The following is a 20,756-nucleotide window of genomic DNA, read 5'->3' as shown; positions in this document are numbered from 1 at the left end:
GGCCGACGCAGTGCTGCGTCGGCCTTTTGCTGTTTTATCAGATGGTGAACTGCACCACACAGAATGCCGCGTAAATGCACAGCAGCGCAATGCCCTGCGGGCGGCTCAGCTTGCCCTTGAAGAGAGCGGGCAGGGTGAGCAGCAGCATTACGGCGAACATGACCGGAAACTCCAGCACCAGCGATGCATTGTGGCCGAAGAGCAGGGAGTTCTGCGGGATGGTAAAGGGTGCCACCGTGGCGGAAACACCGCTCACCAGCACCAGATTGAACACGTTTGCACCAATGACATTGCCCAGCGAAAGTGCACCGTGGCCCTTTGCCAGCGAGGTGATGGCCGTTACCAGCTCCGGCAGCGAGGTGCCCAGTGCCACGAAGGTGAGCGCGATCACCGACTCCGGCACGCCCAGTGCCTGTGCGATCAGGGTGCCGTTGTCCACCAGCAGGTTGGCACCCACGGCAATGAGCACCGCGCCCACGGCCAGCAGGCCCAGCTCCTTGGCAAAGGATGCATTTTCTTCCGGTTCTTCCTCTTCTTCCGGGGCGGGGGCGTTCTTCATGGCCATCACGTTGCAGATGATATACGCTGCGAACATGGCCAGAAGGATCAGGCCCACCGGGCGGGAGAAGTAGCCGGTGGTGTAGGCCACACCGGCATAGAAGGCCGCTGCCACAAAGAAGAACAGCACCGGCGTGCGCAGGCTCTTGGGGTCTACCTTGCCCGGCTTTACCGCAATGGTGAGGGCCGCAATGAGCGATGCATTGCAGATGATCGAACCGATGGCGTTGCCGTAGGCGATCTCGCCGTGGCCGGTAAAGGCCGAGGTGGTGGAGACCATCACCTCCGGCAGGGTGGTGCCGATGGACACCACGGTGGCACCGATGAGCAGCTCCGGCACATGGAAGCGGCGGGCAATGCCCGTGGCACCATCCACGAACCAGTCACCGCCCTTGATGAGGCACAGCAGGCCCACGATGAACAGCAAAACAGGAATGAGCATAGTTTTTCTCCTTTTGTTTTTGGCAGAGCAGCAATAAAAAAGAGACCTTTATTACATCCTGCCCAAAAACGGGAAAGTGTAATAAAAGTCTCAAGCTTCCGGTGACACAGCGGGCATTTCTGCCGGGATGTCGCTGCGCCACAGCGCACCGTTTTTGCAAAACGAGCGCCCTTTACTCCCTTTTATCCGGAAAATATTATACCGGTTTTTGCACCAAAGTGCAAGAGGAGCGTTGAAATTTCATCCGGCCTTGGCTACTTTCTTCGCGTTGGGATAAATACGCTCCATGCGGGCATCGTCAAAATGCGCATCCAGCAGCGTATCGATGCTGTTTTTGGGGCCTTCACCGCTGGTGCGGGCATCGTACCGGGCCAGCGCCAGCGCACTGGTGAGCATGTTCACCGCCATGAACACTGCCAGCAGGACGGTCATCCATGGGCGGACGCGGCTGCGCACCTTCTTCATGCCTCTGAGCACCAGCGGATAGCCGTAGCGCATCCATATCACCGCCGCAATGCCCCAGAAAAAGCAGTACAGCAGGTTGATGCGCCCGCCCAGATTGAACTTGAACTTGCTGTAGTCCCAGAACACAGTGCCGAACAGCAGCTCGGTGACGGCGCTGCACACGTATTCGTACACACCGCCCATGACGGTGCCGAAGGCGAACAGATAGCGGTCGCTCCGGTCCTTTTCCTGACGCAGCAGCACCGTTGCCAGCACCAGCGCCAGACCCCACACCACGCTGAACGGCCCCCAGACCAGACTGGAGCGGCTCATCCAGACCCCGGCGGTCACGCGGCAGAACACCGTCTCCACCATGTCGCCCAGAAACGCGCCGATCACGAACAGCCACAGCAGGTCGGACACGCTGAGGAAGTTCTTTTCCCCCTTCCGGAGCGCAGTCTGCTCCTGCCGGGCCGCAGCCGGGTAAGCATACTGGATGCGTTTTTCAATGTAAAGCGCGATCCTGCGGCGCAGCGTATCCGACCGCTTTCCCAGTCTCTGGTTGAGCTGCTCCAGCACCGGGTGCCGGGCCGCATACTGCTGCACCAGCACCGCCGAACCGATCTGGTCCAGCACCGCCACCGTCAGCGAGACCCATACTGCCGGGCGCAGCAGCCAGACAGGGATCTGCGCGCACAGCTGCAGCAACACATTATTGCCCCACAGCACACTTGCCGTGCCCAGCGCACCCCACAGCAGCGAATACTGCAGGCACACATAGCCGTTCAGATTGAATTTTTTTCCGGAATAGTCCCACCACTTGCGGCGGTGCAGGCGTTCCAGCAGCTTGGCGGTGATCCATTCCATCACCGTTGCCGCCATCATACAGGCAAAGAACAGGTAGACCGGCTCGGCGCGCAGGTCGCCGAAACTCACGGCCAGCAGCACGCCGGTGGTACCGTAGATAAAGCAGAACGGGCCTGCCGCCGCACCGCGGTTGGCAAACCTTCCGCCCCGGATGGTCGCGACTACCGTCTCAGCCACCCAGCCCAAAAAGGAATATACTAGATAAATAACACCCAGAGTATAGAAGTTCAGCGTCATAAGATTCCTTTCGCTTCCAGTTTTTTCTTACTGCATTGATTGTACCCGTTTTGGGCGCTGTGTACAAGAGCCGTGCAGAAATTTTGTCACTCTGCGACGCGGCAGGCTCTCCGGGCATCTCTGAAAAGACGAAGATCCAGTCTGTTGCTTTGTTTTCAGATACATCTTAGAAAAAGGCCCTGCCATCCCGAAGGACAGCAGGGCTCAAAATTACAGCTTGAATTTACAGAGCGGAATCACAGCTGGCTCTTATACAGCTCCACGATCTCCTCCACGCTGGTGTCGCGGGGATTGCCGGGACGGCAGGCATCCGCAAATGCGGACTCGGCGAGGAACTGGATATCCTCTTCCTTCAGGATGCCGTGCAGATTTGTGGGGATGCCCACGTCTGCGCTCAGCTGCTTGACGGCGGCGATGGTGGCGTCAGCGGCTTCCACATCGTTCATCTCATCGATGCCCACAACACCCATGGCCTTGCCCACGGCGCGGTAGCGCTCACCAGCGACGCTCTTGTTGTACTCCAGACCCACCGGCAGCAGGATGGCGCAGGCCACACCGTGCGGGGTGTCGTACAGAGCGGACAGGCCGTGTGCCATGGAGTGGACGATGCCCAGACCCACATTGGAGAAGCCCATGCCGGCGATGTACTGGCCCAGAGCCATGCCCTCGCGGCCTTCCGGGGTATTCTGCACTGCGCCGCGCAGGCTCTGGCTGATGAGCTTGATGGCTTCCAGATGGAACATATCGGAGATGACGCAGTGACCCTTGGTGATGTAGCCCTCGATAGCGTGGGTCAGAGCGTCCATGCCGGTGGCGGCGGTCAGGCCCTTGGGCATGGAGGACATCATATCGGGATCGACCACGGCGATCTCGGGGATATCGTTGGTATCCACGCAGACGAACTTGCGCTTTTTCTCCACATCGGTGATGACGTAGTTGATGGTGACCTCAGCAGCAGTGCCGGCAGTGGTGGGAACAGCGATGGTGAACACAGCGTGCTTCTTGGTGGGAGCAACGCCTTCCAGAGAGCGGACATCCGCAAACTCGGGGTTATTGATGATGATGCCGATGGCCTTTGCGGTATCCATGGAGGAGCCGCCGCCGATGGTCACGATGCAGTCAGCTTCAGCAGCCTTGAAAGCGGCCACGCCGTCCTGCACGTTGGCGATGGTGGGGTTGGGCTTGATCTCGCTGTAAACAGCATAGGCAAAGTTTGCAGCATCCAGCAGATCGGTGACCTTCTTGGTGACGCCGAACTTGATCAGGTCGGGGTCGGAGCAGACGAATGCCTTCTTGTAGCCGCGGGCGGTCAGTTCGGGAACGATGTTCTCAATGGCACCGTGGCCATGGTAGGAGATGGTATTCAGAACGATGCGGTCAGCCATAGTTATTTTTCCTCCAAATCTCTTTTCCGCCGCTTTCCGGGCGGAGCTCTCTGTTTTTCAGCATAGCACATTGTCAAAAGCTTTGCAATGTGAAATTGTTTGAATTTATTGTAATTTTTTATCAATGTGCAGTGTTTTATGGGCACTTTTTTCAATTTCCCACAGTTTTATGGTGTTTTTTCTTTTTCCCCTTGACAAACAGAGCAAATCGTGTATTATTGTATCAAGCGCTTAATACAGCAAGACAAGGAGATGATACCATGGGCGAACAGTTTGATGCCAGCCGCCCGATCTATGCCCAGCTTGTGGAACGGCTGAAGGCCCGGATCCTGGCCGGCACCTACCCGCCGGGCGGGCATCTGGATTCGGTACGTGATCTGGCCGCAGCCGCCGGGGTGAACCCAAACACGATGCAGCGGGCCCTTGCCCAGCTGGAGACGGAAGGGCTGGTGCACACCGAACGCACTGCAGGCCGCTATGTTACGGAGGATACTGCATTGATCGAACAGCTTCGCGCCGACACCGCCCGGACGCTGGCGTCGGATTTTCTGGAAAAGATGCGCGGCATCGGCTACAGTCCCGCACAGGCAGCCGCGCTTTTGGAACACTGGGACGCAAAGGAGGACCGCAATGAATGAGCTTTTGAGCTGTGAAGCACTGACCAAGTGCTACCAGAAGGATAAGACCGCACTGGAAAATGTAGACCTGCACATCGGCTTTGGCCGCATCGTGGGGCTGCTTGGCCCCAACGGCAGCGGCAAGACCACCCTCATCAAGCTGGCGAACGGTCTGCTGCAGCCCAGTGCAGGCAGCATCCGGATCGCCGGCATGACCCCCGGGCCGGACACCAAAGCTATCGTGTCCTATCTGCCGGACGCCGACTGGCTGCCGGACTGGATGCGTGTGGAGCAGCTGGTGGAAATGTTCCACGAATTTTATGCCGATTTTGACCCCGCTAAGGCAAACGAAATGCTGGCCCGGCTGGAACTGGAACCGAAGGCACGGCTCAAGACCCTCTCCAAGGGCAGCAAGGAAAAGGTGCAGCTGATCCTTGCCATGAGCCGCGCCGCAAAGCTCTACCTACTGGATGAGCCCATTGGCGGCGTGGACCCTGCCGCCCGGGACTACATCCTGAGCACCATCCTGAACAACTACAGCCGGGATGCGACCGTCATTCTATCCACCCACCTCATCGGCGATATCGAGCCAATTCTGGACGAAGCCGTCTTTTTGAAGGATGGCCGGGTGTTCGCCCACCGCAATGCCGAAGAGCTGCGCGAGACCGAGGGCATGAGCGTGGATGCATATTTCCGGGAGGTATTCAAATGCTGAAACAGCTGTTAAAATATGAATTCAAGGCCACCGGCCGCACCTACGGCGGGCTGTATCTGGCCCTTGTTGCGCTGGCAGTGCTGAGCGGCTTTTCCCTGCGCAGCTCTTCCAAGGACAACTTTGCATCTCTGCTGCTGTTCGCCTACATGATCGTAGCCGTTGCGGTGGCAGTGGTGTCCGTGATGACCATTGTGACCCGCTTCACCCGCAATCTGCTGGGCCGCGAAGGCTACCTGATGCACACCCTGCCGGTGACGGAAAGCCAGCTCATCCTTTCCAAGCTGATCTCCAGCGTGGTGTGGATGCTTTGCAGCAGCATCGTGGGTATTTTCTCCTTTGCGGCGATGCTGCTGGCTCTGTCTCTGAACAGCGCGGCCCTGCAGCAGCTGCCGGAGCTGTGGCAGAAAGTGGTGGAGATCTTCCGCATGACCGGCAGCTCCGGGTGGCTCTGGCTGGTCTTTGAAACGCTGAACGGGCTGGTGGCACTGGTGTCCAGCATCCTGTGCATCTATGCCGCTTGCATGATCGGCCACCAGTTCAAAAAGCACATGGTCCCGGCCGGTATTCTGGCATTTTTCCTGCTGTCCTTCCTGCAGAACTGGCTGAGCTCCGGTGTCAGCAGTGCCGACATGCTGCAGGCTGTTTCCGATCCCACCCTTGGCGGTGTAGATGTTTCTATTGCTGCGCCCAGTGCGTTCACCACCCTGTTCGGGCTGGCGGTCAGCATCGCCTTTGCCGCAGGATACTTTCTGCTGACCCGCTGGCTGATGGAACATAAGCTGAATCTGGAATGATCTTAATGTCCTCCGCTTTCGTTCTGGGCATTTTCAGCGAAACTACTTCTTAATTGCAATTTGTAAAAGGCCGAACCATAAACTTCATCTGATACAAAAAACATCTGCAAGCTGCCCCATTCCGGGCAAAGCTTGCAGATGTTTTTCTTGTTATAAAGTGTTCAGCACTCGTCGTACTGCTTTTTCAGGTAGTTCAGGCATTCCACCGCGTTTTCCGGGGTGGTATTCTCCAGCGTTGCAAAGATATAGGGCTTTTCCTGCTTTGCAAACCGCAGGATGGTGCGGTAGTCCTCCATACCGCCCTGCCCTGCACCCGTAGCAGCCAGCTGGCCGCCCGCATCCTTGCGCAGGAAATCCTTGAAGTGGATCATGGCGATGTCCTTGCCCAGAAGCTCGATGGCCTCGGCGAACACTTCCTCGCGGCGGTCCACATTTTCCATGTTCAGCAGGTTGACGGGGTCGAACAGGATCTGCAGGTTCGGGCTGCCGATCTCGTCCAGCACAGTGCGGGCGCGTCTGGCATCGTACACGATGTGCTTGACCACCGGCTCAATAGCAATGGTCACGCCGTACTGCTCGGCACAGCGCACCACCGGCTTGAAGTTCCGGATAAAAGTAGCAAGGGCTTCGTCGCTGCGGCACTCCGGACAGAATTTGTACTCCGCGTTGGGCGCACCGGTCTCGGTGCCCACCATGCCGCAGCCCAGCAGGCTTGCAAAGCGGATGTGCGCATAGTATTTTTCCTGAATGGCGTGCAGGGCATCCGCATCCGGGTGGGCAAGGTTCAGGTAGTTGCCCAGCACGGCAATGTCGATGCCGTTTTTCTCAAACAGATGCCGCAGATACAGCGCATAGCCGGGGGTCAGGGCGCTGGGGGTGCAGGGCAGCTCCTTGAAGGATTTGCTCAGGGCCACATGGGCGCAGGTAAAGCCTTTCTGGCGCACCAGCGGCAGCACCTGTTCAACGGGCAGCTTTTCCGCGTCATGCAGACGCAGGCCGAATTGGATCATGGAAAACCTCCTCCTTTCCCGCACAACACGCGGGGTTGCATTGACCTTATTATACACGAAAGCTGCGTTCCATGGAACAGCCTGAAACAAAAAAGAGCATCACTTTGCACCCTCAATGGATACAAATGATGCTCTTTTTTCAGATCTGGTCCTGGCAGACGCGGCTCATTCTCAGCGCCGGTACTTTGCAGCGGCCTGCAGGCGCTGCATCGCACGGTCGAGCGCGATCTTGCTCTGATAATATTCATGCATGCTCTGCTGATGCTGCAAACGCTCCTCGGCACGGATGCGGGCAGCCTCGGCACGGTTCTTGTCGATATCCTCCGGGCGCTCGGCGCTGTCCACCAGCACCATCACATAGGCAGGCGTCACCTCGGCAATGCCGTCGCCTACCAGGATGTCCCGGCTTTCACCGTTCACCTCAAAGTGCAGGATGCCCATGTGGATGGCCACCAGTACCGGGCTGTGTCCAGCCTGTATGCCGTACACGCCATCGCTGATGGGCAGCACAAGGTCTTCGCAATCGCCCTGATAGTACTCACCGCTGGACGCAGTGATGTTCAGCATGAACTTGTTCATCAGACGGCACCGCCCTTTTCCTCAGCCAGCTTTTCCGCTGCCTTCTGGCGGGCATCTTCCAGCGTACCAACGTTGAAGAAAGCCCACTCCGGCAGATCGTCGGCCTCGCCGTCCACAATGGCGGCAAAGCCGCGCACGGTATCCTGCAGCGGCACATACTTGCCCTTCAGGCCGGTAAAGTTCTCGGCCACAGCAAAGGGCTGGGACAGGAACTTCTGCAGCTTGCGGGCGCGGGCAACGGTGAGCTTGTCGTTCTCGTCCAGCTCGTCCATGCCCAGAATGGCGATGATGTCCTGCAGTTCCTGATAGCGCTGCAGAATGGACTGCACCTTGCGGGCCACGCGATAGTGCTCCTCGCCCACGATATCCGCTTCCAGAATGCGGGAGGTGGATGCCAGCGGGTCCACGGCCGGGTAAATGCCCTGCTCCACGATCTTACGGGACAGCACGGTAGTGGCATCCAGATGTGCAAAGGTGGTGGCGGGGGCCGGGTCGGTCAGGTCGTCGGCGGGGACGTAGACGGCCTGCACAGAGGTGATGGAGCCTTCCTTGGTGGAGGTGATGCGCTCCTGCAGAGCGCCCAGCTCGTTGGCCAGAGTGGGCTGGTAGCCCACAGCAGAAGGCATACGGCCCATCAGAGCGGACACCTCGGAGCCTGCCTGCACGAAACGGAAGATGTTATCAATGAACAGCAGCACGTCCTTGTGGGTCTCCTCACGGAAGTACTCTGCCATGGTCAGGCCGGTCTCGGCAACACGCATACGTGCTCCTGGGGGCTCGTTCATCTGACCAAAGACCAGTGCGGTCTTATTCAGAACACCGGACTCGTTCATCTCGCCCCAAAGGTCGCAGCCCTCGCGGGAGCGCTCGCCGACGCCGGTGAAGATGGAGTAGCCGCCGTGCTCGGTGGCCACGTTATGGATCAGTTCCTGGATCAGCACGGTCTTGCCGACGCCTGCACCGCCGAACAGACCGATCTTGCCGCCCTTTGCATAGGGGGCCAGCAGGTCGATGACCTTGATGCCGGTCTCCAGGATCTCGGTCGCGGGCTTCTGCTCTGCAAAGCTGGGGGCCTTGCGGTGGATGGGCCAATGCGGCACATCATCCACAGAGCCCTTGCCGTCGATGGGTCTGCCCAGCGGGTCGAACATGCGGCCCAGCGTGGCTTCGCCCACCGGTGCGGTCAGGCCGTGGCCGGTAGCGGTCACGGTCATGCCCTTGCCCAGACCCTCGCTGGCGGAAAGCATGATGCAGCGCACAGTGGTCTCGTTGACATGCTGTGTCACTTCCATCGTGCGCTCGGTGCCCTCGGCGGTCACGGTAAGCGCTTCCTGCAGGGCAGGCAGCTTGCCTGCGGTGAACTGCACGTCCACCACAGGGCCGGCTACGCGAATAATAGTTCCCTGTATCATACGATTGCCTCTATACTAATTTGTAAATACGTTTTATTCCGCCCGGTTCTGCACGGCAGCCGCACCGCCGATGATCTCGGTGATCTCCTGTGTAATGGAGCCCTGACGGGTGCGGTTGTATTCCAGCTGCAGCTCCCGGATCATATCGTTGGCGTTCTTGGTGGCGGAATCCATGGCGGTCATGCGGGCGCTCTGCTCTGCGCAGAAGCTCTCGGTCATGGCACCAAAGATCATGCCGTGCATATAAATGGGCGCGATCTGTTCAAACACCGTCCATGCAGACGGGAACATCTCCACATCGCCCTTCGGATCGCCCAGACCCTTGGGGGCAGGCTGCAGATGGGCGCGGTCCAGCGGCAGCAGACGCACCATGGTGGGCTCGCTGGTCAGTGCATTCTCGATGCGGGTATAGATGAGATAGATCTCATCCAGCTTGCCGGTCTTGAAATCATCGATGGCGTCCATCGTGATATCGCGGGCACGCTGCAGCGTAGGCTCCGTGGCACCGTAGTGGAAATCCTCCACCAGCCGCGGATCCTTGTGGTACAGGGCGCGGTAGCCGGTCTGGCCGATCACATAGAACCGGTCGTTCTCATCCGCATTTTCCTTGAGGAACTTGATGATGTTCTGGTTGTAAGCGCCTGCCATGCCCTTATCTGCCGTCAGCACGATGTAGGCCCGCTTGGGGTTTGCGATATTACGCTCGTGGAAGAACGGATGCACCGGCTCTTCCGGCAGGTGGGGCACCACGCGGGAAATGGTATCGCGCATACGGTTGAAGTAGGGCGATACATTCTGGTAGTTCTTACGTGCCTTGCGCAGCTTGGACGAGGAGATCAGGTACATGGCGTTCGTGATCTTCATGGTGTCCTGAATGCTCTCGATGCGCTCCTTCAGCAGCTTACTGGACGGCATGGCTGTCGCCTCCCGCATAAGCTTTCCAGGCGTTCAGGATGGCATCGACCATTTCAGGTTCCAGCTTGCCGGTGGCGGTGATCTTATCCATCGTACCGGACACATCCGCGCGGAACTGACGCACAAATGCGGAAGTTTTGGCGCGCAGCTCGGCAGTGGGCAGTTCGTCCAGCACACCGTGGGAAGCCAGCACCAGCGTGACCACCTGCTCGGCGTCGGACTTGGGCTGATACAGCGGCTGCTTGAGCATTTCCATCAGAGCCTTGCCGTGGTCCAGCTGGCGGCGGGTCTCTGCGTCCAGATCCGAGCTGAACTGTGCAAAGGACTCCATATCCTTGTACTGTGCCAGCTCGATACGCAGGTTGGCGTTGGCCTTCTTCATGGCCTTGGTCTGGGCAGCGCCGCCCACACGGGACACCGACAGACCCACATTGACGGCCGGGCGGTTGCCTGCATTGAACAGAGCGCTCTCGAGGAAGATCTGACCATCGGTGATGGAAATGACATTGGTGGGGATGTAGGCCGAAACGTCGCCTGCCTGCGTCTCAACGATGGGCAGTGCGGTGATGGAACCGCCGCCCAGATCGTCGCGCATCCGGCAGGAGCGCTCCAGCAGACGGGAGTGCAGATAGAATACGTCGCCGGGGTAAGCCTCACGGCCCGGAGAGCGGCGCAGCAGCAGAGAAATGGCACGGTAGGCCACTGCATGCTTGGACAGATCGTCGTAAACGATCAGCACGCTCTTGCCCTGACTCATGAAGTACTCGGCCAGTGCGGTACCGGCATAGGGTGCGATGTACTGCAGGGGAGCGGAATCCGAAGCAGTAGCCGCCACGATGGTGGTGTAGCTCATAGCACCGTGCTTCTGCAGATCGCCTGCCACGCGGGCAATGGAAGAAGCCTTCTGGCCGATGGCCACATAAATGCACAGCACACCAGTGTTTTTCTGGTTCAGGATGGCATCCGTGGCGATGGAGGTCTTGCCGGTCTGGCGGTCGCCGATGATCAGTTCACGCTGGCCACGGCCGATGGGGAACATGGAATCGATGGCGAGGATGCCGGTGTGGAGCGGGGTATCCACGCTCTGACGCTCCAGAATGCCGGGGGCCTGCTTTTCGATGGGGTTGTAGCCCACAGCTTCAATGGGGCCCTTGCCATCGATGGGCTCGCCCAGCGGGCTGATGACACGGCCCAGGAAGGCATCGCCCACCGGGATGCCGGCACGCTTGCCGCTGCGGGTCACCATGGTGCCCACACCGACGGTCTCAGCTCCGTCGAACAGCATGATGCCCAGCTGTTCGGGGTCCACGCTCTCCACCATACCCTTGGCACCGTTGTCGAAGGTGACGATCTCGCCGTACACGGCGCGGTTCATGCCTTCGACGTGCACGATGCCGTCGGCAGAGGAGATGACCACACCGCCCTCGGCAGAGGTCTCGGCGGGCTTGTAGTCCTCAATGCGGGTCTTGAGGGTAGCCAGCGAGGGCTTGCCCTCCATCATCTTGTCCAGCTGATGACGGCCGGAGTTATCGAACACACGGTCGCCCACCTGCAGGACATAGCCGGACAGCAGGCTCTCGTCCACCGTCACGTTCAGGATGACCTCGGTGGCATCATACAGCTTGCGTACCTCGGCGCGGATCCGGTTCAGCTCCTCTTCCCGGGGCTTGCGGGCGCTGCGCAGCTCGGCCTTGACGATGCGGTTGTCCGCAAAAAATTCACGACTGAATTCAGTTGCCATTGCCTGCACCTGCTTTCTCCAGCAGATCGTCCAGCAGACGTGCGTCGTCCTGGGCGGTCAGATTGCGGGCCAGCAGCTTCTCGCACATCGCACGGGCCAGTGCCGTGGTCTGGGCATCGGCTTCCCGCAGCTTGCTCTGGCGTTCGGCCTCGGCGCTTGCCTTGCCGGCTGCCACGATGGCGTCTGCCTGCTTGCGGGCATCTGCCAGCAGCTGCTGCTTTTCGACCTCAGCCTGCTTTTCGTAGGCTTCGCGGCGGGCAGCGGCCTCATTGTCCACATTGCGCAGTTTTTCCTGTGCGGCGTTCATGGTCTCTGCGGCTTCCTTCTTGGAGGTCTCCGCATCGGCCAGGTTTGCGTCCACCATCTGCTGGCGCTTTGCGATCACGTCCTGAACAGGCTTGAACAGGAACTTGCGCAGCACCGCATACATGACGAGGACGTTCACGACGGTCCACAGCAGGTTAATATCCAACTTCAGCATTCGTCTGCGCCTCCGTTACTGACCCAGGAACAGGATGATCAGCAGTGCAACGACGAAGCCGAAAATTGCAGTACCTTCTGCCAGAGCAGCGCCCAGCAGCAGGTTGGTCTGGATCTTGCCGGATGCCTCGGGCTGACGGGAGATTGCCTCCGTTGCCTTACCCGTTGCGATGCCGATGCCGATACCGCCGCCAATGCCGGTCAGCGCTGCAATGCCAGCGCCCAGAGCAATCAAACCATTCATAGTAATAATCTCCTTTTAAATTCAGTAAATATCAATGGATCAGTCTTCTCCGCCCATGGTCTCTTTCATGAACAGCGAAGTCAGGAACACGAACACGTAGGTCTGGATCAGACCGTCGAACAGGTCAAAATACAGGCTGAACACCGCCGGGACGAACACGGGCACCACAAGCTTGATCAGCTCCATGATGACGAATGCACCCAGCACATTGCCGAACAGTCGCATGCACAGGCTGGTGGGGCGAATAGCGATCTCGAGGATGTTCATGGGAGTCATGACCGGGGTAGGAGCGGCAAGGCTCTTGAAGAAGCCCACGCCGCCGCGTGCCCGGATGCCGGCACCCTCGATCAGGACGATGCTCATCAGCGCCAGCGCTGCGGTCACATCCAGATCCTTTGTGGGGGGCTTGACACCGAACACACCGATCAGGTTGCTGAAGGCGATGTAGATGGCCACGGTCATCAGGTAAGGCACATAGCGCCTGCCCTTTTCGCCCAGCAGACCTTCAAAGAAATTGGTGCCTGCGAGGTAGGCCATTTCCAGCACGGCCTGACGCTTGCTGATATGGTCCACCTTCAGGTTTCTGGTAAGCAGGATCGAGCCGATGGTGACGATGGCCAGGATCACCCAGCTGATGACCACGGATTCCGGGATCTGCAGCGGGCCGACCTTGACGTATTCGACGGTCAGCTCTTCCATCAATGCTTTGGTCAGATTATTCAATTGTTTTTCCTCCTTCCTGAAGAATAGGGTTCCGGGGGTAAGACCGCCGCACCGCCCCGGCGGCGCAGCGTCCTTCTTATCGCTCGAAGAAAAGGCGCAGCTTTGTGAAAAAAGTAAGGAAGGTGTTCGGCTCTGTCCGGTCACACCCTCCCTCCTGCACGGGTCACTTCGTCTTTTTTCGTTGTGTATGATAGTACGATTGACGAAAATTGGCAAGTGGCTTTGTGCACATTCTACATTTTAGGTGATTCTACTGCATCGATATATTAAAAAAGTTGTGCATCTTGTCCAACAAAACGCTCTTCGCATGTACTTTTTCCACAAATTTCTTAGCTAATTCTTAGGTTTCAATGGCTTTTTCAGGGCATTCCGGGAAATATTTCCATCAAAAATGCCCTATTGCACATAGTTTATATGCCCGATATATAAAATTCGTATAGGCGTCTTGTCCGGTATTACACCCGCTCCTATACATATTTATTATAACTGCATATCTAAAATCTGTCAGTCCGCCTGTTTTGCGCCGCGGCGGAACACCAGCCGGAAGATGGCACGGGCAAGCGGCCCGCAGTACAGCATCTGCCAGCACAGGGCCATGGGCATATTGCAGCCCCATGTATGCACCCAAGTGCCAAAGCCGGGTTCTTTAAACAGCACCGTTGCGATCAGGCTCATCACCGGGCACATGATGCACACGATCATCAGCGAGATGGCATAGGTGATGAACTGCGGACGATCTGTGGGCCGCATGAACATAAACGCCAATCCGGTGGCCAGTTTCTCCACCACGAAAAATTCCAGCACGCAGGCAATGGGAACCATGATCGGCATCTCGTGCAGAGCCATAACAAAGGTGGCATTGGTGACACCGCCTGTGTTCAGCGCCACATTGTAAACGATCATGCCATAGACCATAATTGCAGCCATGACAATGGTAAAGAAGATACGTTCCGGTAAAGTTTTAGGCATTTTGATTCTCCGTTTCTTTTGTGTCTAAATTTTTGCCGCAAAAAAGCCGCCCCGCGAAACTTTCATCTCGCGGGGCGGCGGCGACTACCATTCATTGGCGCTATTTTAGCACAAATCGATCTGACGCATAATACCCTGTGGACACTTTCTCCCGTTTTGCGCAAAATCCTCCACAAACGGCCCGGAACTTCTGGGCAGCTTTGCTGTGACCTTCCCGGCAGCCCTCCCTGCAGGGCACAGAGTTCCTCTCCAAAGGGCCCGATCGCCCGGGCACATCGCACAGAAAGCGGCATTTTTCACGTTCTATCTGCTGTTTTTCAAGAACTGCACAATTTTATATTTATATCCTTGTGCACTCTGCGAATAGACAAATCAATCAGGAATATGTATAATAAAGCCAGAAACCAGAGAAGTACAGCAGAAGCTCAAGAGAGAGCTAATCCCGCTGACTTGAAGCAGAAAGGAGCGAGACCGATGGTCGATATGGAACCCGCACAGCAGGGACAGGCTGTCGGGATTCGCTGAGAAGCAAAATAGAGGCTCACCACAGACGGGATGTTTCCCCCGTATAAAAACACAACAAAAATGAGCCAGTCTTGAGCATCAGAAATGCGATTACACGACAACCTGTCGATAAACTTAACCCCCAGCGATTCAAATAGATCCGCCGGAGATGATTCCTATGAAGGTATCTTTTGTACGGAGAACATTATTTGAATAGCAAAAAAGGAGTTCTACCAATGTACTAAGTAGTTTGCCCCTAGCAAATCTAACTCGAAAGAATGTGGTAATATGAAATTCATCTTCCGAATCTCGGTGCCGCACTCCATCAGTTAAGAGAAGGGTCAATCCAATGTACTAAGTAAATTCGTCCCCTTGAAATAGATTCTCAGTTTCCAGTAGTTTCTAAGGAGAGTCACCCTATGAAACGTTTACTCCGAAAATGAGGAACCACAAGGAGAAGAGGCTTATGACTCCGAAGAAGTAAGTATCCAGCCGGACGAGGGCTTGCAATCGCCTCGTCCGGCTGGTTTTATTTTGTGCTGTTTTCACCAACAGTCAACGCCCGATTTGTGCAAATTTTATGCTGCGCGGTTGAATACCGTCCTTGTGTTTTTGCACTTTTCTGTGGTATACTGTGGAAAAAGATGGGAGGTGTATTCCATGGAGTCGTTCGTTTCGTTTTCCACTCTGTTCAACCTTGTGCTGACCGTTATCTGGTTCATCTCCGGCATTCGGGATCTTCAAGGCAAAGACCCGTTCATCAATCTGCCGTTCAACCAGTATCACCGTGACCCGGAGTACCGCGCCTTCTGGCAGAAAAAGAACGGCGTGTTTTACATGCTCAACAGCATCGCCTTTCTGATCTTAGCCTTCACACCTGTTACATCGCTGCTCTACCGTATCATCTTCGGCATCGCCATTGTGGGAGACCTTCTTTATCTTGTCGCTTACGAAAGCTGGAACCATAGTGCGGATTGACAGCCGGAAAGGGGCCACCATGAATTTGAATCTTTCGGACTGGGATTGGCTGAACGCCGCGCTGGGTGTGCTGTTTTTGTACCGCGGCATCCGGGATCTGTACAATGGCACCGGCACCGGATGGAGCAGTGAGGACGAAAAAAAGCACTTCCGCAAATTTTACGGCATTGCTTCGATCCTTTGCGGTGCACTCTATCTGGTCAACATTTTTCTGCCAAAGGTCGAGCCGCTGAATTCCATTTTGATGGTGGCAGCGCTCGTGTTGTGCGCTGCCCTGCTGATCTCGTATCTGTGCTATGCCCTGAGCAGGGACGACAAAACCAAAAAGTGAGGGGTTGCTATGGAAGTCATCTTATCGATCTTAACCGCACTTTTCGGCATCGGGTTCGGCATTTTTATGGCGCTGCATCCGGAAGATGCCATTGCCCTGCATGACCGTGGACGGTATACACAGACCGAACCAACGGAAGCGTACATCAAATTGACCCGGCTGGAGGGCATCGTAGTTTCGGTGCTCTGTGCCGTGCTTCTGGTGGTGCTGCTGTTCGCACCAAAATAAGACTTTACCGTTTCCTCTTGCGGATTTTTTCTCACCCTGTTACAATGAGAAAAAACGCAGGAGGTATTTTATTATGGTCAAGCATGTGATCCTGTGGCAGCTGAAGGATGAACTGTCCGATGCCGAAAAAGCCGCCGTCAAGGCAGGCATCAAGGAAGGGCTGGAAGGTCTGGCTGGCAAAATTCCGGGCCTTGTGGAAGTGCATGTCAACATCAACGGTCTCCCCTCTTCCACCGCCGACCTGATGCTGGACACCACCTTTGAAAGCGCCGAGGCCCTCAAGGGCTACTCCGTCCATCCCGCCCATGTGGCTGTGGCCGACAGCAAGGTGCGGCCCTACACCAAGGCACGGTTCTGTCTGGATTACGAGATTTAATGTTGACAAACCCACCGTTTTTGCGTATTATAGACATAACAATGTAAATTGGCTGTGAAGAGAAGAGTACGCACCGTCTGCGCCTGACAGAAAGCCCGAAGGATGGAACCGGGCAGGCCGCGCGATGCCGAAGATGGTCTCGGAGCTGCGCAGGTAAAAATTGAGCCTGCGACGGGTGCGCCCGTTACCGCGCTGCGCCGTGCTTTTTGGCCCGGCAAAAGGCTGCGCCCGCAAGGGTGCGGCGAAGCAAGGTGGTACCACGAAAGTTTTAGGCTCTCGTCCTTGTCCGGCTCAGTCCGGCAGGATGAGGGCTTTTTTCGTCCCCCGCCAAATCAGGAAAGGAAGAGTATCAACCTATGAGTGAGCACAAGACATTCTACATTACCACTCCCATCTACTACCCCAGCGACAAGCTGCACATCGGCCACAGCTATACCACTGTCGCCTGCGACGCACTGGCACGCTTCAAGCGGATGCAGGGCTATGACGTCATGTTCCTGACCGGCACCGATGAGCACGGCCAGAAGATCCAGGACAAGGCTGCCGATGCCGGTGTGACCCCCAAGGAGTATGTGGACAAGATCGTAGCCACCGTCAAGGATCTGTGGAAGCTGCTGGACGTCAGCTACGACCGCTTCATCCGCACCACCGACGACTACCACATGGAGTCCTGCCAGAAGATCTTTACCAAGCTGTATGAGCAGGGCGACATCTACAAGGGCGAGTACATCGGCCACTACTGCAAGCCCTGCGAGAGCTTCTGGACCGACAGCCAGCTGGTGGACGGCAAGTGCCCCGACTGCGGTCGCGAAGTGTACGACGCACACGAGGAAGCCTACTTCTTCAAGACCAGCAAGTATGCCGACCGCCTGCTGAAGCTCTACGAGGAGAACCCCCAGTTCATCCAGCCTGAGAGCCGCAAAAACGAGATGATTGCCTTCATCAAGCAGGGCCTGCAGGATACCTGCGTGTCCCGTACCTCGGTCAAGTGGGGCATCCCGGTGCCTTTCGACCCCAAGCACACCATGTATGTGTGGGTGGACGCCCTGAGCAACTATATCTCCGCGCTGGGCTACGGTAACGAAAAATATCACGACTACGACAAGTTCTGGCCTGCCGACCTGCACATGGTGGGCAAGGAGATCCTGCGTTTCCACACCATTCTGTGGCCCGCCATGCTGATGGCTCTGGATCTGCCTCTGCCCAAGCGGGTGTTCGGCCACGGCTGGCTGCTGATGAACGGCGGCAAGATGTCCAAGTCCGTGGGCAATGTGGTGGACCCTGTGATCCTGTGCGACCGCTACGGCGTGGATGCCATCCGCTACTTCCTGCTGCGTGAGATTCCCTTCGGCAACGATGGCATGTTCACCAACGAAGCTCTGATCACCCGCATCAACAGCGATTTGGCGAACGATTTGGGCAACCTGCTCAGCCGCACCGTCGCCATGTGCGAGAAGTACTTCGGCGGCACCGTGCACAATGTGGCCGGTACCGAAGCCATTGACACCGAGCTGGAGACCATGGTCAACGAGCTGACCGCCAAGGTCACGGCCGACATGGACAGCCTGACCATCCCGCAGGCCCTGATGGAGATCTTTGCGGTCATCCAGCGCGCCAACAAGTACATCGACGAGACCGCTCCCTGGGCGCTGGCCAAGGACGAGGCCAACAAGGCCCGTCTGGAGAGCGTGCTGTACCACCTGTGCGAGGCACTGCGCGTGTGCGGCATCCTGCTGAACGCATACCTGCCCACCACCGCACCCAAGATGATGGAACAGCTGGGTCTGGACGCATCTGCTCTGGACCTGGCCAAGACCACCTACGGCGCACAGGAGACCTACACTGTGCACAAGGGCGAGGCACTGTTCCCCCGCATCGATGTGGCAAAGGAAATTGCCCACCTGAAGGAAGAGGACGAGAAGCGCAAGGCCGCTGCCGAAGCTGCCAACAAGGCCAAGGCTGAAGCTGAGAAGAAGGCTGCCGCCCCCGCCGAGGAGAGCACCGTGGACTTTACCCACGAGGAAGAGATCGACTTTGACACCTTCTGCAAGGTGGAACTGCGCGTGGCCGAAGTGCGCGCCTGCGAGAACCTGAAGGAAAGCAAGAAGCTGCTGCACCTGACCGTGTTTGACGGCGAGCGGGAGCGCTGCATCCTTTCCGGCATTGCAAAGTGGTTCAAGCCGGAAGACCTGATCGGTAAGAAGATCGGCATTGTGTGCAATCTGGCACCTCGCCCCATGATGAAGGGCAAGTATGTCAGCGAGGGCATGATCTTTGCTGCTGATACCGCCGACGGCGGCTGCTCCATCGCTTTCTACGGCGATGACACCCCCGTGGGCAGCCGCATCCACTGAGCCGCCATGCAGGAAAACAAAACGCTTTCCCGCGCGGAATGGCTGGATAAGATCTTCGGCACGCCGGTGTTCGCCGTGCTGCTGGCCATCTTCTGCAATGTGCTGTGGGGCTCGGCCTTCCCCTTCATCAAGCTGGGCTACCGGCTGTTCGCCATTGATTCCAGCAGCACCGCCTCCATCTTCTGCTTTGCCGGTGTGCGGTTCATGCTGGGCAGCTTTCTGGTGCTTCTGGGCAGTGTTCTGCTGCAGAGCCGCCTGCCCAAGTTCCCCCGCGGCAAAGTGGCCGCGGAGTGCTGTGCTCTGGGCCTGTGGCAGACCACGACCCAGTACGCATTCTATTACATCGCTGTTGCCATGCTCACGGGTGCCTTTGGCGGCATCCTGAACAGCACCCAGAGCTTTCTGGGCGTGATCTTTGCCCACTTCATCTACGGCAACGCCGACCGCATGACCCCTGCCAAAACGCTGGGCTGTGTCATCGGCTTTGCGGGCGTGCTCATCGGCACGCTGGGCAACCACGGCAGCGGAAGCGGCTGGGGCGTGTTCTGCATGATGGCCGCTACCATCATCTTTACCCTGTCCGGCCCGTGGAACAAATCTGTGACCAAAAAAGCAGACAGCTTTGCCGTCTGCTTCATCAACCTGTTCGTGGGCGGTCTGGCACTGTTCGTGCTGGGCACTGTGCTGGGCGGCAGTCTCCATGTGCAGAGCGCACTGGCGGTGGCGGTCATGCTGTATCTGGCCTTCATCTGCGGGGCAGGCTATGTGCTGTGGGCCCTGCTGATGAAGAACAACCCGGTCAGCCGCATTGCCATCTTTGGCTTCGTGAACCCGGTGGTCAACGTACTGCTGAGCGCCGTGCTCAACGGCGAACCCCTGTTCCGCTGGCAGTATCTGGCGGCGCTGGTGTTCGTGTGTGTTGGCATCTGGCTGGTGAACAAGGCCCCCGCCAAAAAGGAGGGCAAATGACCGGCCCCATTTTTGACACCCACGCGCACTACAGTGCCCGCGCTTTTGACGCAGACCGCGATTTCCTACTGGGCAGCCTGCCCGGCAAGGGCGTGGTGGGCGTGTGTGAACAGGCCACCCACTCCGGGGATGCACCCAAAGTGCTGGAGCTGGCGCACCGCTACCCGTGGGTGGTGGCAGCTGTTGGCATCCACCCGGAAAGCCTGCTGCCCGCCGCCGACTGCGGCGAGGAAGGCCCGGCTCCTACGGTCTCGGTGTACGGCGGGGACTGGGCCGCAGAGATGCGCGCTCTGGCCCCGTATTACGAGGACCCCAAGGTGGTAGCTGTAGGGGAGTGCGGGCTGGACTACCACTGGCCTGTGCCCAAGGACGCCCAGCTGGCCATGTTTGAAGCACACATCCGGCTGGCGCTGGAGCTGGACAAGCCCATCATCGTGCACGACCGCAATGCGCACGCCGATGCTTACGCCCTGCTCAAAAAATACCAGCCCAAGGGCATCGTCCACTGCTATTCCGGCAGTGCCGATGACGCGGTGTGGCTGGCAAAGCAGGGACTGTTCATCGGTTTTGGCGGGGCGTGTACCTTCAAGGGTGCCAAGCGGGCGGCAAAAGCCATCAGCGCCCTGCCGCTGGAAAGCATCGTGCTGGAGACCGACTGCCCCTACATGGCACCGGAGCCGGTGCGCGGCACCCGCTGTGACAGCTCCCTCATCCGCTATGTGGGCGAGTATATCGCCCAGCTGCGGGGCATCTCTGTGGAAGAGGTGTTCCGCACCACAGCCGAAAATGCCCGCCGGGTATACGGGCTGTGATCCGTTTTTCGCAAGTTGCACAGGTTTTTCTCTGTGCTTCTGTATAAATCAACAATCAAAATCCAAACTGTT

General features: G+C 57.6%; 22 protein-coding genes. 10 read left to right on the top strand and 12 right to left on the bottom strand.

Annotated features, from left to right (window positions below):
* Positions 1 to 37 precede the first annotated feature (37 nt).
* From WMO17_RS09430 to fucO, 3 genes are all read right to left on the bottom strand, one after another.
* Entirely contained in the window at positions 38 to 1,000 is a 963-nt protein-coding gene (locus WMO17_RS09430) for a calcium/sodium antiporter (protein WP_207698678.1), read from the bottom strand.
* Positions 1,001 to 1,240: 240 nt separating this feature from the next.
* A complete protein-coding gene (locus WMO17_RS09425; protein ID WP_349137960.1) occupies positions 1,241 to 2,548 on the bottom strand; it encodes a putative ABC transporter permease in 1,308 nt (435 codons plus the stop codon).
* A gap of 236 nt (positions 2,549 to 2,784) precedes the next feature.
* Positions 2,785 to 3,933 (bottom strand): lactaldehyde reductase, encoded by a 1,149-nt coding sequence (gene fucO, locus WMO17_RS09420; RefSeq protein WP_005944478.1) that lies wholly within the window; start codon positions 3,931 to 3,933, stop codon positions 2,785 to 2,787.
* 260 nt (positions 3,934 to 4,193) lie between these two features.
* Here fucO and WMO17_RS09415 point away from each other — a divergent pair, with 260 nt between their 5' ends.
* From WMO17_RS09415 to WMO17_RS09405, 3 genes are read left to right on the top strand one after another with little or no spacing between them, the layout of a single operon-like run.
* Positions 4,194 to 4,571: a GntR family transcriptional regulator gene (locus WMO17_RS09415; RefSeq protein ID WP_120020920.1), complete on the top strand. Its 378-nt coding sequence runs from the start codon at positions 4,194 to 4,196 to the stop codon at positions 4,569 to 4,571.
* Positions 4,564 to 5,265 carry an ABC transporter ATP-binding protein gene (locus tag WMO17_RS09410; protein WP_298638654.1) on the top strand — a complete coding sequence of 234 codons (702 nt, stop codon included), beginning with the start codon at positions 4,564 to 4,566 and terminating at the stop codon, positions 5,263 to 5,265. Before WMO17_RS09415 ends, WMO17_RS09410 begins: the two co-directional genes overlap by 8 nt.
* On the top strand, positions 5,259 to 6,059 hold the full coding sequence (locus tag WMO17_RS09405; RefSeq protein WP_349137959.1) for a hypothetical protein: 801 nt from the start codon (positions 5,259 to 5,261) through the stop codon (positions 6,057 to 6,059). The genes WMO17_RS09410 and WMO17_RS09405 overlap by 7 nt, the downstream gene beginning before the upstream one ends.
* 161 nt (positions 6,060 to 6,220) lie before the next feature.
* Here WMO17_RS09405 and WMO17_RS09400 read toward each other — a convergent pair whose 3' ends face one another.
* The 9 genes from WMO17_RS09400 to WMO17_RS09360 form a co-directional block, all read right to left on the bottom strand.
* Positions 6,221 to 7,069: a sugar phosphate isomerase/epimerase family protein gene (locus tag WMO17_RS09400; protein ID WP_097776480.1), complete on the bottom strand. Its 849-nt coding sequence runs from the start codon at positions 7,067 to 7,069 to the stop codon at positions 6,221 to 6,223.
* Between the two features lie 171 nt (positions 7,070 to 7,240).
* Positions 7,241 to 7,648: an ATP synthase F1 subunit epsilon gene (gene atpC, locus WMO17_RS09395; RefSeq protein ID WP_005944484.1), complete on the bottom strand. Its 408-nt coding sequence runs from the start codon at positions 7,646 to 7,648 to the stop codon at positions 7,241 to 7,243.
* Positions 7,648 to 9,060 carry a F0F1 ATP synthase subunit beta gene (gene atpD, locus WMO17_RS09390; RefSeq protein ID WP_097775203.1) on the bottom strand — a complete coding sequence of 471 codons (1,413 nt, stop codon included), beginning with the start codon at positions 9,058 to 9,060 and terminating at the stop codon, positions 7,648 to 7,650. Before atpD ends, atpC begins: the two co-directional genes overlap by 1 nt.
* A 33-nt stretch (positions 9,061 to 9,093) precedes the next feature.
* On the bottom strand, positions 9,094 to 9,975 hold the full coding sequence (atpG, locus tag WMO17_RS09385; protein WP_097781573.1) for an ATP synthase F1 subunit gamma: 882 nt from the start codon (positions 9,973 to 9,975) through the stop codon (positions 9,094 to 9,096).
* Positions 9,962 to 11,716 carry a F0F1 ATP synthase subunit alpha gene (gene atpA / locus WMO17_RS09380; protein WP_005944488.1) on the bottom strand — a complete coding sequence of 585 codons (1,755 nt, stop codon included), beginning with the start codon at positions 11,714 to 11,716 and terminating at the stop codon, positions 9,962 to 9,964. Before atpA ends, atpG begins: the two co-directional genes overlap by 14 nt.
* Positions 11,706 to 12,197, bottom strand: coding sequence for a F0F1 ATP synthase subunit B (locus WMO17_RS09375; RefSeq protein WP_005944489.1), 492 nt, complete (start codon positions 12,195 to 12,197; stop codon positions 11,706 to 11,708). Before WMO17_RS09375 ends, atpA begins: the two co-directional genes overlap by 11 nt.
* A 15-nt stretch (positions 12,198 to 12,212) precedes the next feature.
* Positions 12,213 to 12,440, bottom strand: coding sequence for an ATP synthase F0 subunit C (atpE, locus tag WMO17_RS09370; RefSeq protein WP_005944490.1), 228 nt, complete (start codon positions 12,438 to 12,440; stop codon positions 12,213 to 12,215).
* Between the two features lie 39 nt (positions 12,441 to 12,479).
* Positions 12,480 to 13,139 carry a F0F1 ATP synthase subunit A gene (locus tag WMO17_RS09365; protein WP_120081250.1) on the bottom strand — a complete coding sequence of 220 codons (660 nt, stop codon included), beginning with the start codon at positions 13,137 to 13,139 and terminating at the stop codon, positions 12,480 to 12,482.
* Between the two features lie 528 nt (positions 13,140 to 13,667).
* A complete protein-coding gene (locus WMO17_RS09360) occupies positions 13,668 to 14,132 on the bottom strand; it encodes a DUF2798 domain-containing protein (protein WP_097775200.1) in 465 nt (154 codons plus the stop codon).
* Between the two features lie 1,164 nt (positions 14,133 to 15,296).
* On the opposite strand from WMO17_RS09360, the gene WMO17_RS09355 reads away from it, so the two are divergent.
* From WMO17_RS09355 to WMO17_RS09325, 7 genes are all read left to right on the top strand, one after another.
* A complete protein-coding gene (locus WMO17_RS09355) occupies positions 15,297 to 15,614 on the top strand; it encodes a hypothetical protein (protein WP_349137958.1) in 318 nt (105 codons plus the stop codon).
* A gap of 19 nt (positions 15,615 to 15,633) precedes the next feature.
* Complete coding sequence (locus WMO17_RS09350) at positions 15,634 to 15,945, top strand: hypothetical protein (protein WP_349137957.1); 312 nt, start codon at positions 15,634 to 15,636, stop codon at positions 15,943 to 15,945.
* A gap of 9 nt (positions 15,946 to 15,954) precedes the next feature.
* Positions 15,955 to 16,173, top strand: a complete 219-nt coding sequence (locus WMO17_RS09345) for a DUF6199 family natural product biosynthesis protein (RefSeq protein WP_349137956.1) — start codon at positions 15,955 to 15,957, stop codon at positions 16,171 to 16,173.
* 73 nt (positions 16,174 to 16,246) lie between these two features.
* A complete protein-coding gene (locus tag WMO17_RS09340) occupies positions 16,247 to 16,549 on the top strand; it encodes a Dabb family protein (RefSeq protein WP_291014973.1) in 303 nt (100 codons plus the stop codon).
* A gap of 356 nt (positions 16,550 to 16,905) precedes the next feature.
* Entirely contained in the window at positions 16,906 to 18,903 is a 1,998-nt protein-coding gene (gene metG / locus WMO17_RS09335) for a methionine--tRNA ligase (protein WP_097781568.1), read from the top strand.
* A gap of 6 nt (positions 18,904 to 18,909) precedes the next feature.
* Entirely contained in the window at positions 18,910 to 19,872 is a 963-nt protein-coding gene (locus WMO17_RS09330) for a DMT family transporter (RefSeq protein WP_349137955.1), read from the top strand.
* The gene (locus tag WMO17_RS09325; RefSeq protein ID WP_154255602.1) at positions 19,869 to 20,684 is read left to right on the top strand and encodes a TatD family hydrolase; all 816 of its coding nucleotides are present in this window, start codon (positions 19,869 to 19,871) and stop codon (positions 20,682 to 20,684) included. Before WMO17_RS09330 ends, WMO17_RS09325 begins: the two co-directional genes overlap by 4 nt.
* Positions 20,685 to 20,756 lie beyond the last annotated feature (72 nt).

Origin of the sequence: Faecalibacterium faecis, assembly GCF_040096475.1 — a bacterium.
Taxonomy (GTDB): Bacteria; Bacillota; Clostridia; order Oscillospirales; family Ruminococcaceae; genus Faecalibacterium; species Faecalibacterium taiwanense.
This window is presented reverse-complemented; position numbering and strand designations above follow the sequence as displayed.

Coding starts and splice junctions, on each gene's coding strand:
- WMO17_RS09430 (WP_207698678.1), bottom strand. CDS start 1,000: ATGCTCATTCCTGTTTTGCTGTTCATCGTGGGCCTGCTGTGCCTCATC.
- WMO17_RS09425 (WP_349137960.1), bottom strand. CDS start 2,548: ATGACGCTGAACTTCTATACTCTGGGTGTTATTTATCTAGTATATTCC.
- fucO (WP_005944478.1), bottom strand. CDS start 3,933: ATGGCTGACCGCATCGTTCTGAATACCATCTCCTACCATGGCCACGGT.
- WMO17_RS09415 (WP_120020920.1), top strand. CDS start 4,194: ATGGGCGAACAGTTTGATGCCAGCCGCCCGATCTATGCCCAGCTTGTG.
- WMO17_RS09410 (WP_298638654.1), top strand. CDS start 4,564: ATGAATGAGCTTTTGAGCTGTGAAGCACTGACCAAGTGCTACCAGAAG.
- WMO17_RS09405 (WP_349137959.1), top strand. CDS start 5,259: ATGCTGAAACAGCTGTTAAAATATGAATTCAAGGCCACCGGCCGCACC.
- WMO17_RS09400 (WP_097776480.1), bottom strand. CDS start 7,069: ATGATCCAATTCGGCCTGCGTCTGCATGACGCGGAAAAGCTGCCCGTT.
- atpC (WP_005944484.1), bottom strand. CDS start 7,648: ATGAACAAGTTCATGCTGAACATCACTGCGTCCAGCGGTGAGTACTAT.
- atpD (WP_097775203.1), bottom strand. CDS start 9,060: ATGATACAGGGAACTATTATTCGCGTAGCCGGCCCTGTGGTGGACGTG.
- atpG (WP_097781573.1), bottom strand. CDS start 9,975: ATGCCGTCCAGTAAGCTGCTGAAGGAGCGCATCGAGAGCATTCAGGAC.
- atpA (WP_005944488.1), bottom strand. CDS start 11,716: ATGGCAACTGAATTCAGTCGTGAATTTTTTGCGGACAACCGCATCGTC.
- WMO17_RS09375 (WP_005944489.1), bottom strand. CDS start 12,197: ATGCTGAAGTTGGATATTAACCTGCTGTGGACCGTCGTGAACGTCCTC.
- atpE (WP_005944490.1), bottom strand. CDS start 12,440: ATGAATGGTTTGATTGCTCTGGGCGCTGGCATTGCAGCGCTGACCGGC.
- WMO17_RS09365 (WP_120081250.1), bottom strand. CDS start 13,139: ATGGAAGAGCTGACCGTCGAATACGTCAAGGTCGGCCCGCTGCAGATC.
- WMO17_RS09360 (WP_097775200.1), bottom strand. CDS start 14,132: ATGCCTAAAACTTTACCGGAACGTATCTTCTTTACCATTGTCATGGCT.
- WMO17_RS09355 (WP_349137958.1), top strand. CDS start 15,297: ATGGAGTCGTTCGTTTCGTTTTCCACTCTGTTCAACCTTGTGCTGACC.
- WMO17_RS09350 (WP_349137957.1), top strand. CDS start 15,634: ATGAATTTGAATCTTTCGGACTGGGATTGGCTGAACGCCGCGCTGGGT.
- WMO17_RS09345 (WP_349137956.1), top strand. CDS start 15,955: ATGGAAGTCATCTTATCGATCTTAACCGCACTTTTCGGCATCGGGTTC.
- WMO17_RS09340 (WP_291014973.1), top strand. CDS start 16,247: ATGGTCAAGCATGTGATCCTGTGGCAGCTGAAGGATGAACTGTCCGAT.
- metG (WP_097781568.1), top strand. CDS start 16,906: ATGAGTGAGCACAAGACATTCTACATTACCACTCCCATCTACTACCCC.
- WMO17_RS09330 (WP_349137955.1), top strand. CDS start 18,910: ATGCAGGAAAACAAAACGCTTTCCCGCGCGGAATGGCTGGATAAGATC.
- WMO17_RS09325 (WP_154255602.1), top strand. CDS start 19,869: ATGACCGGCCCCATTTTTGACACCCACGCGCACTACAGTGCCCGCGCT.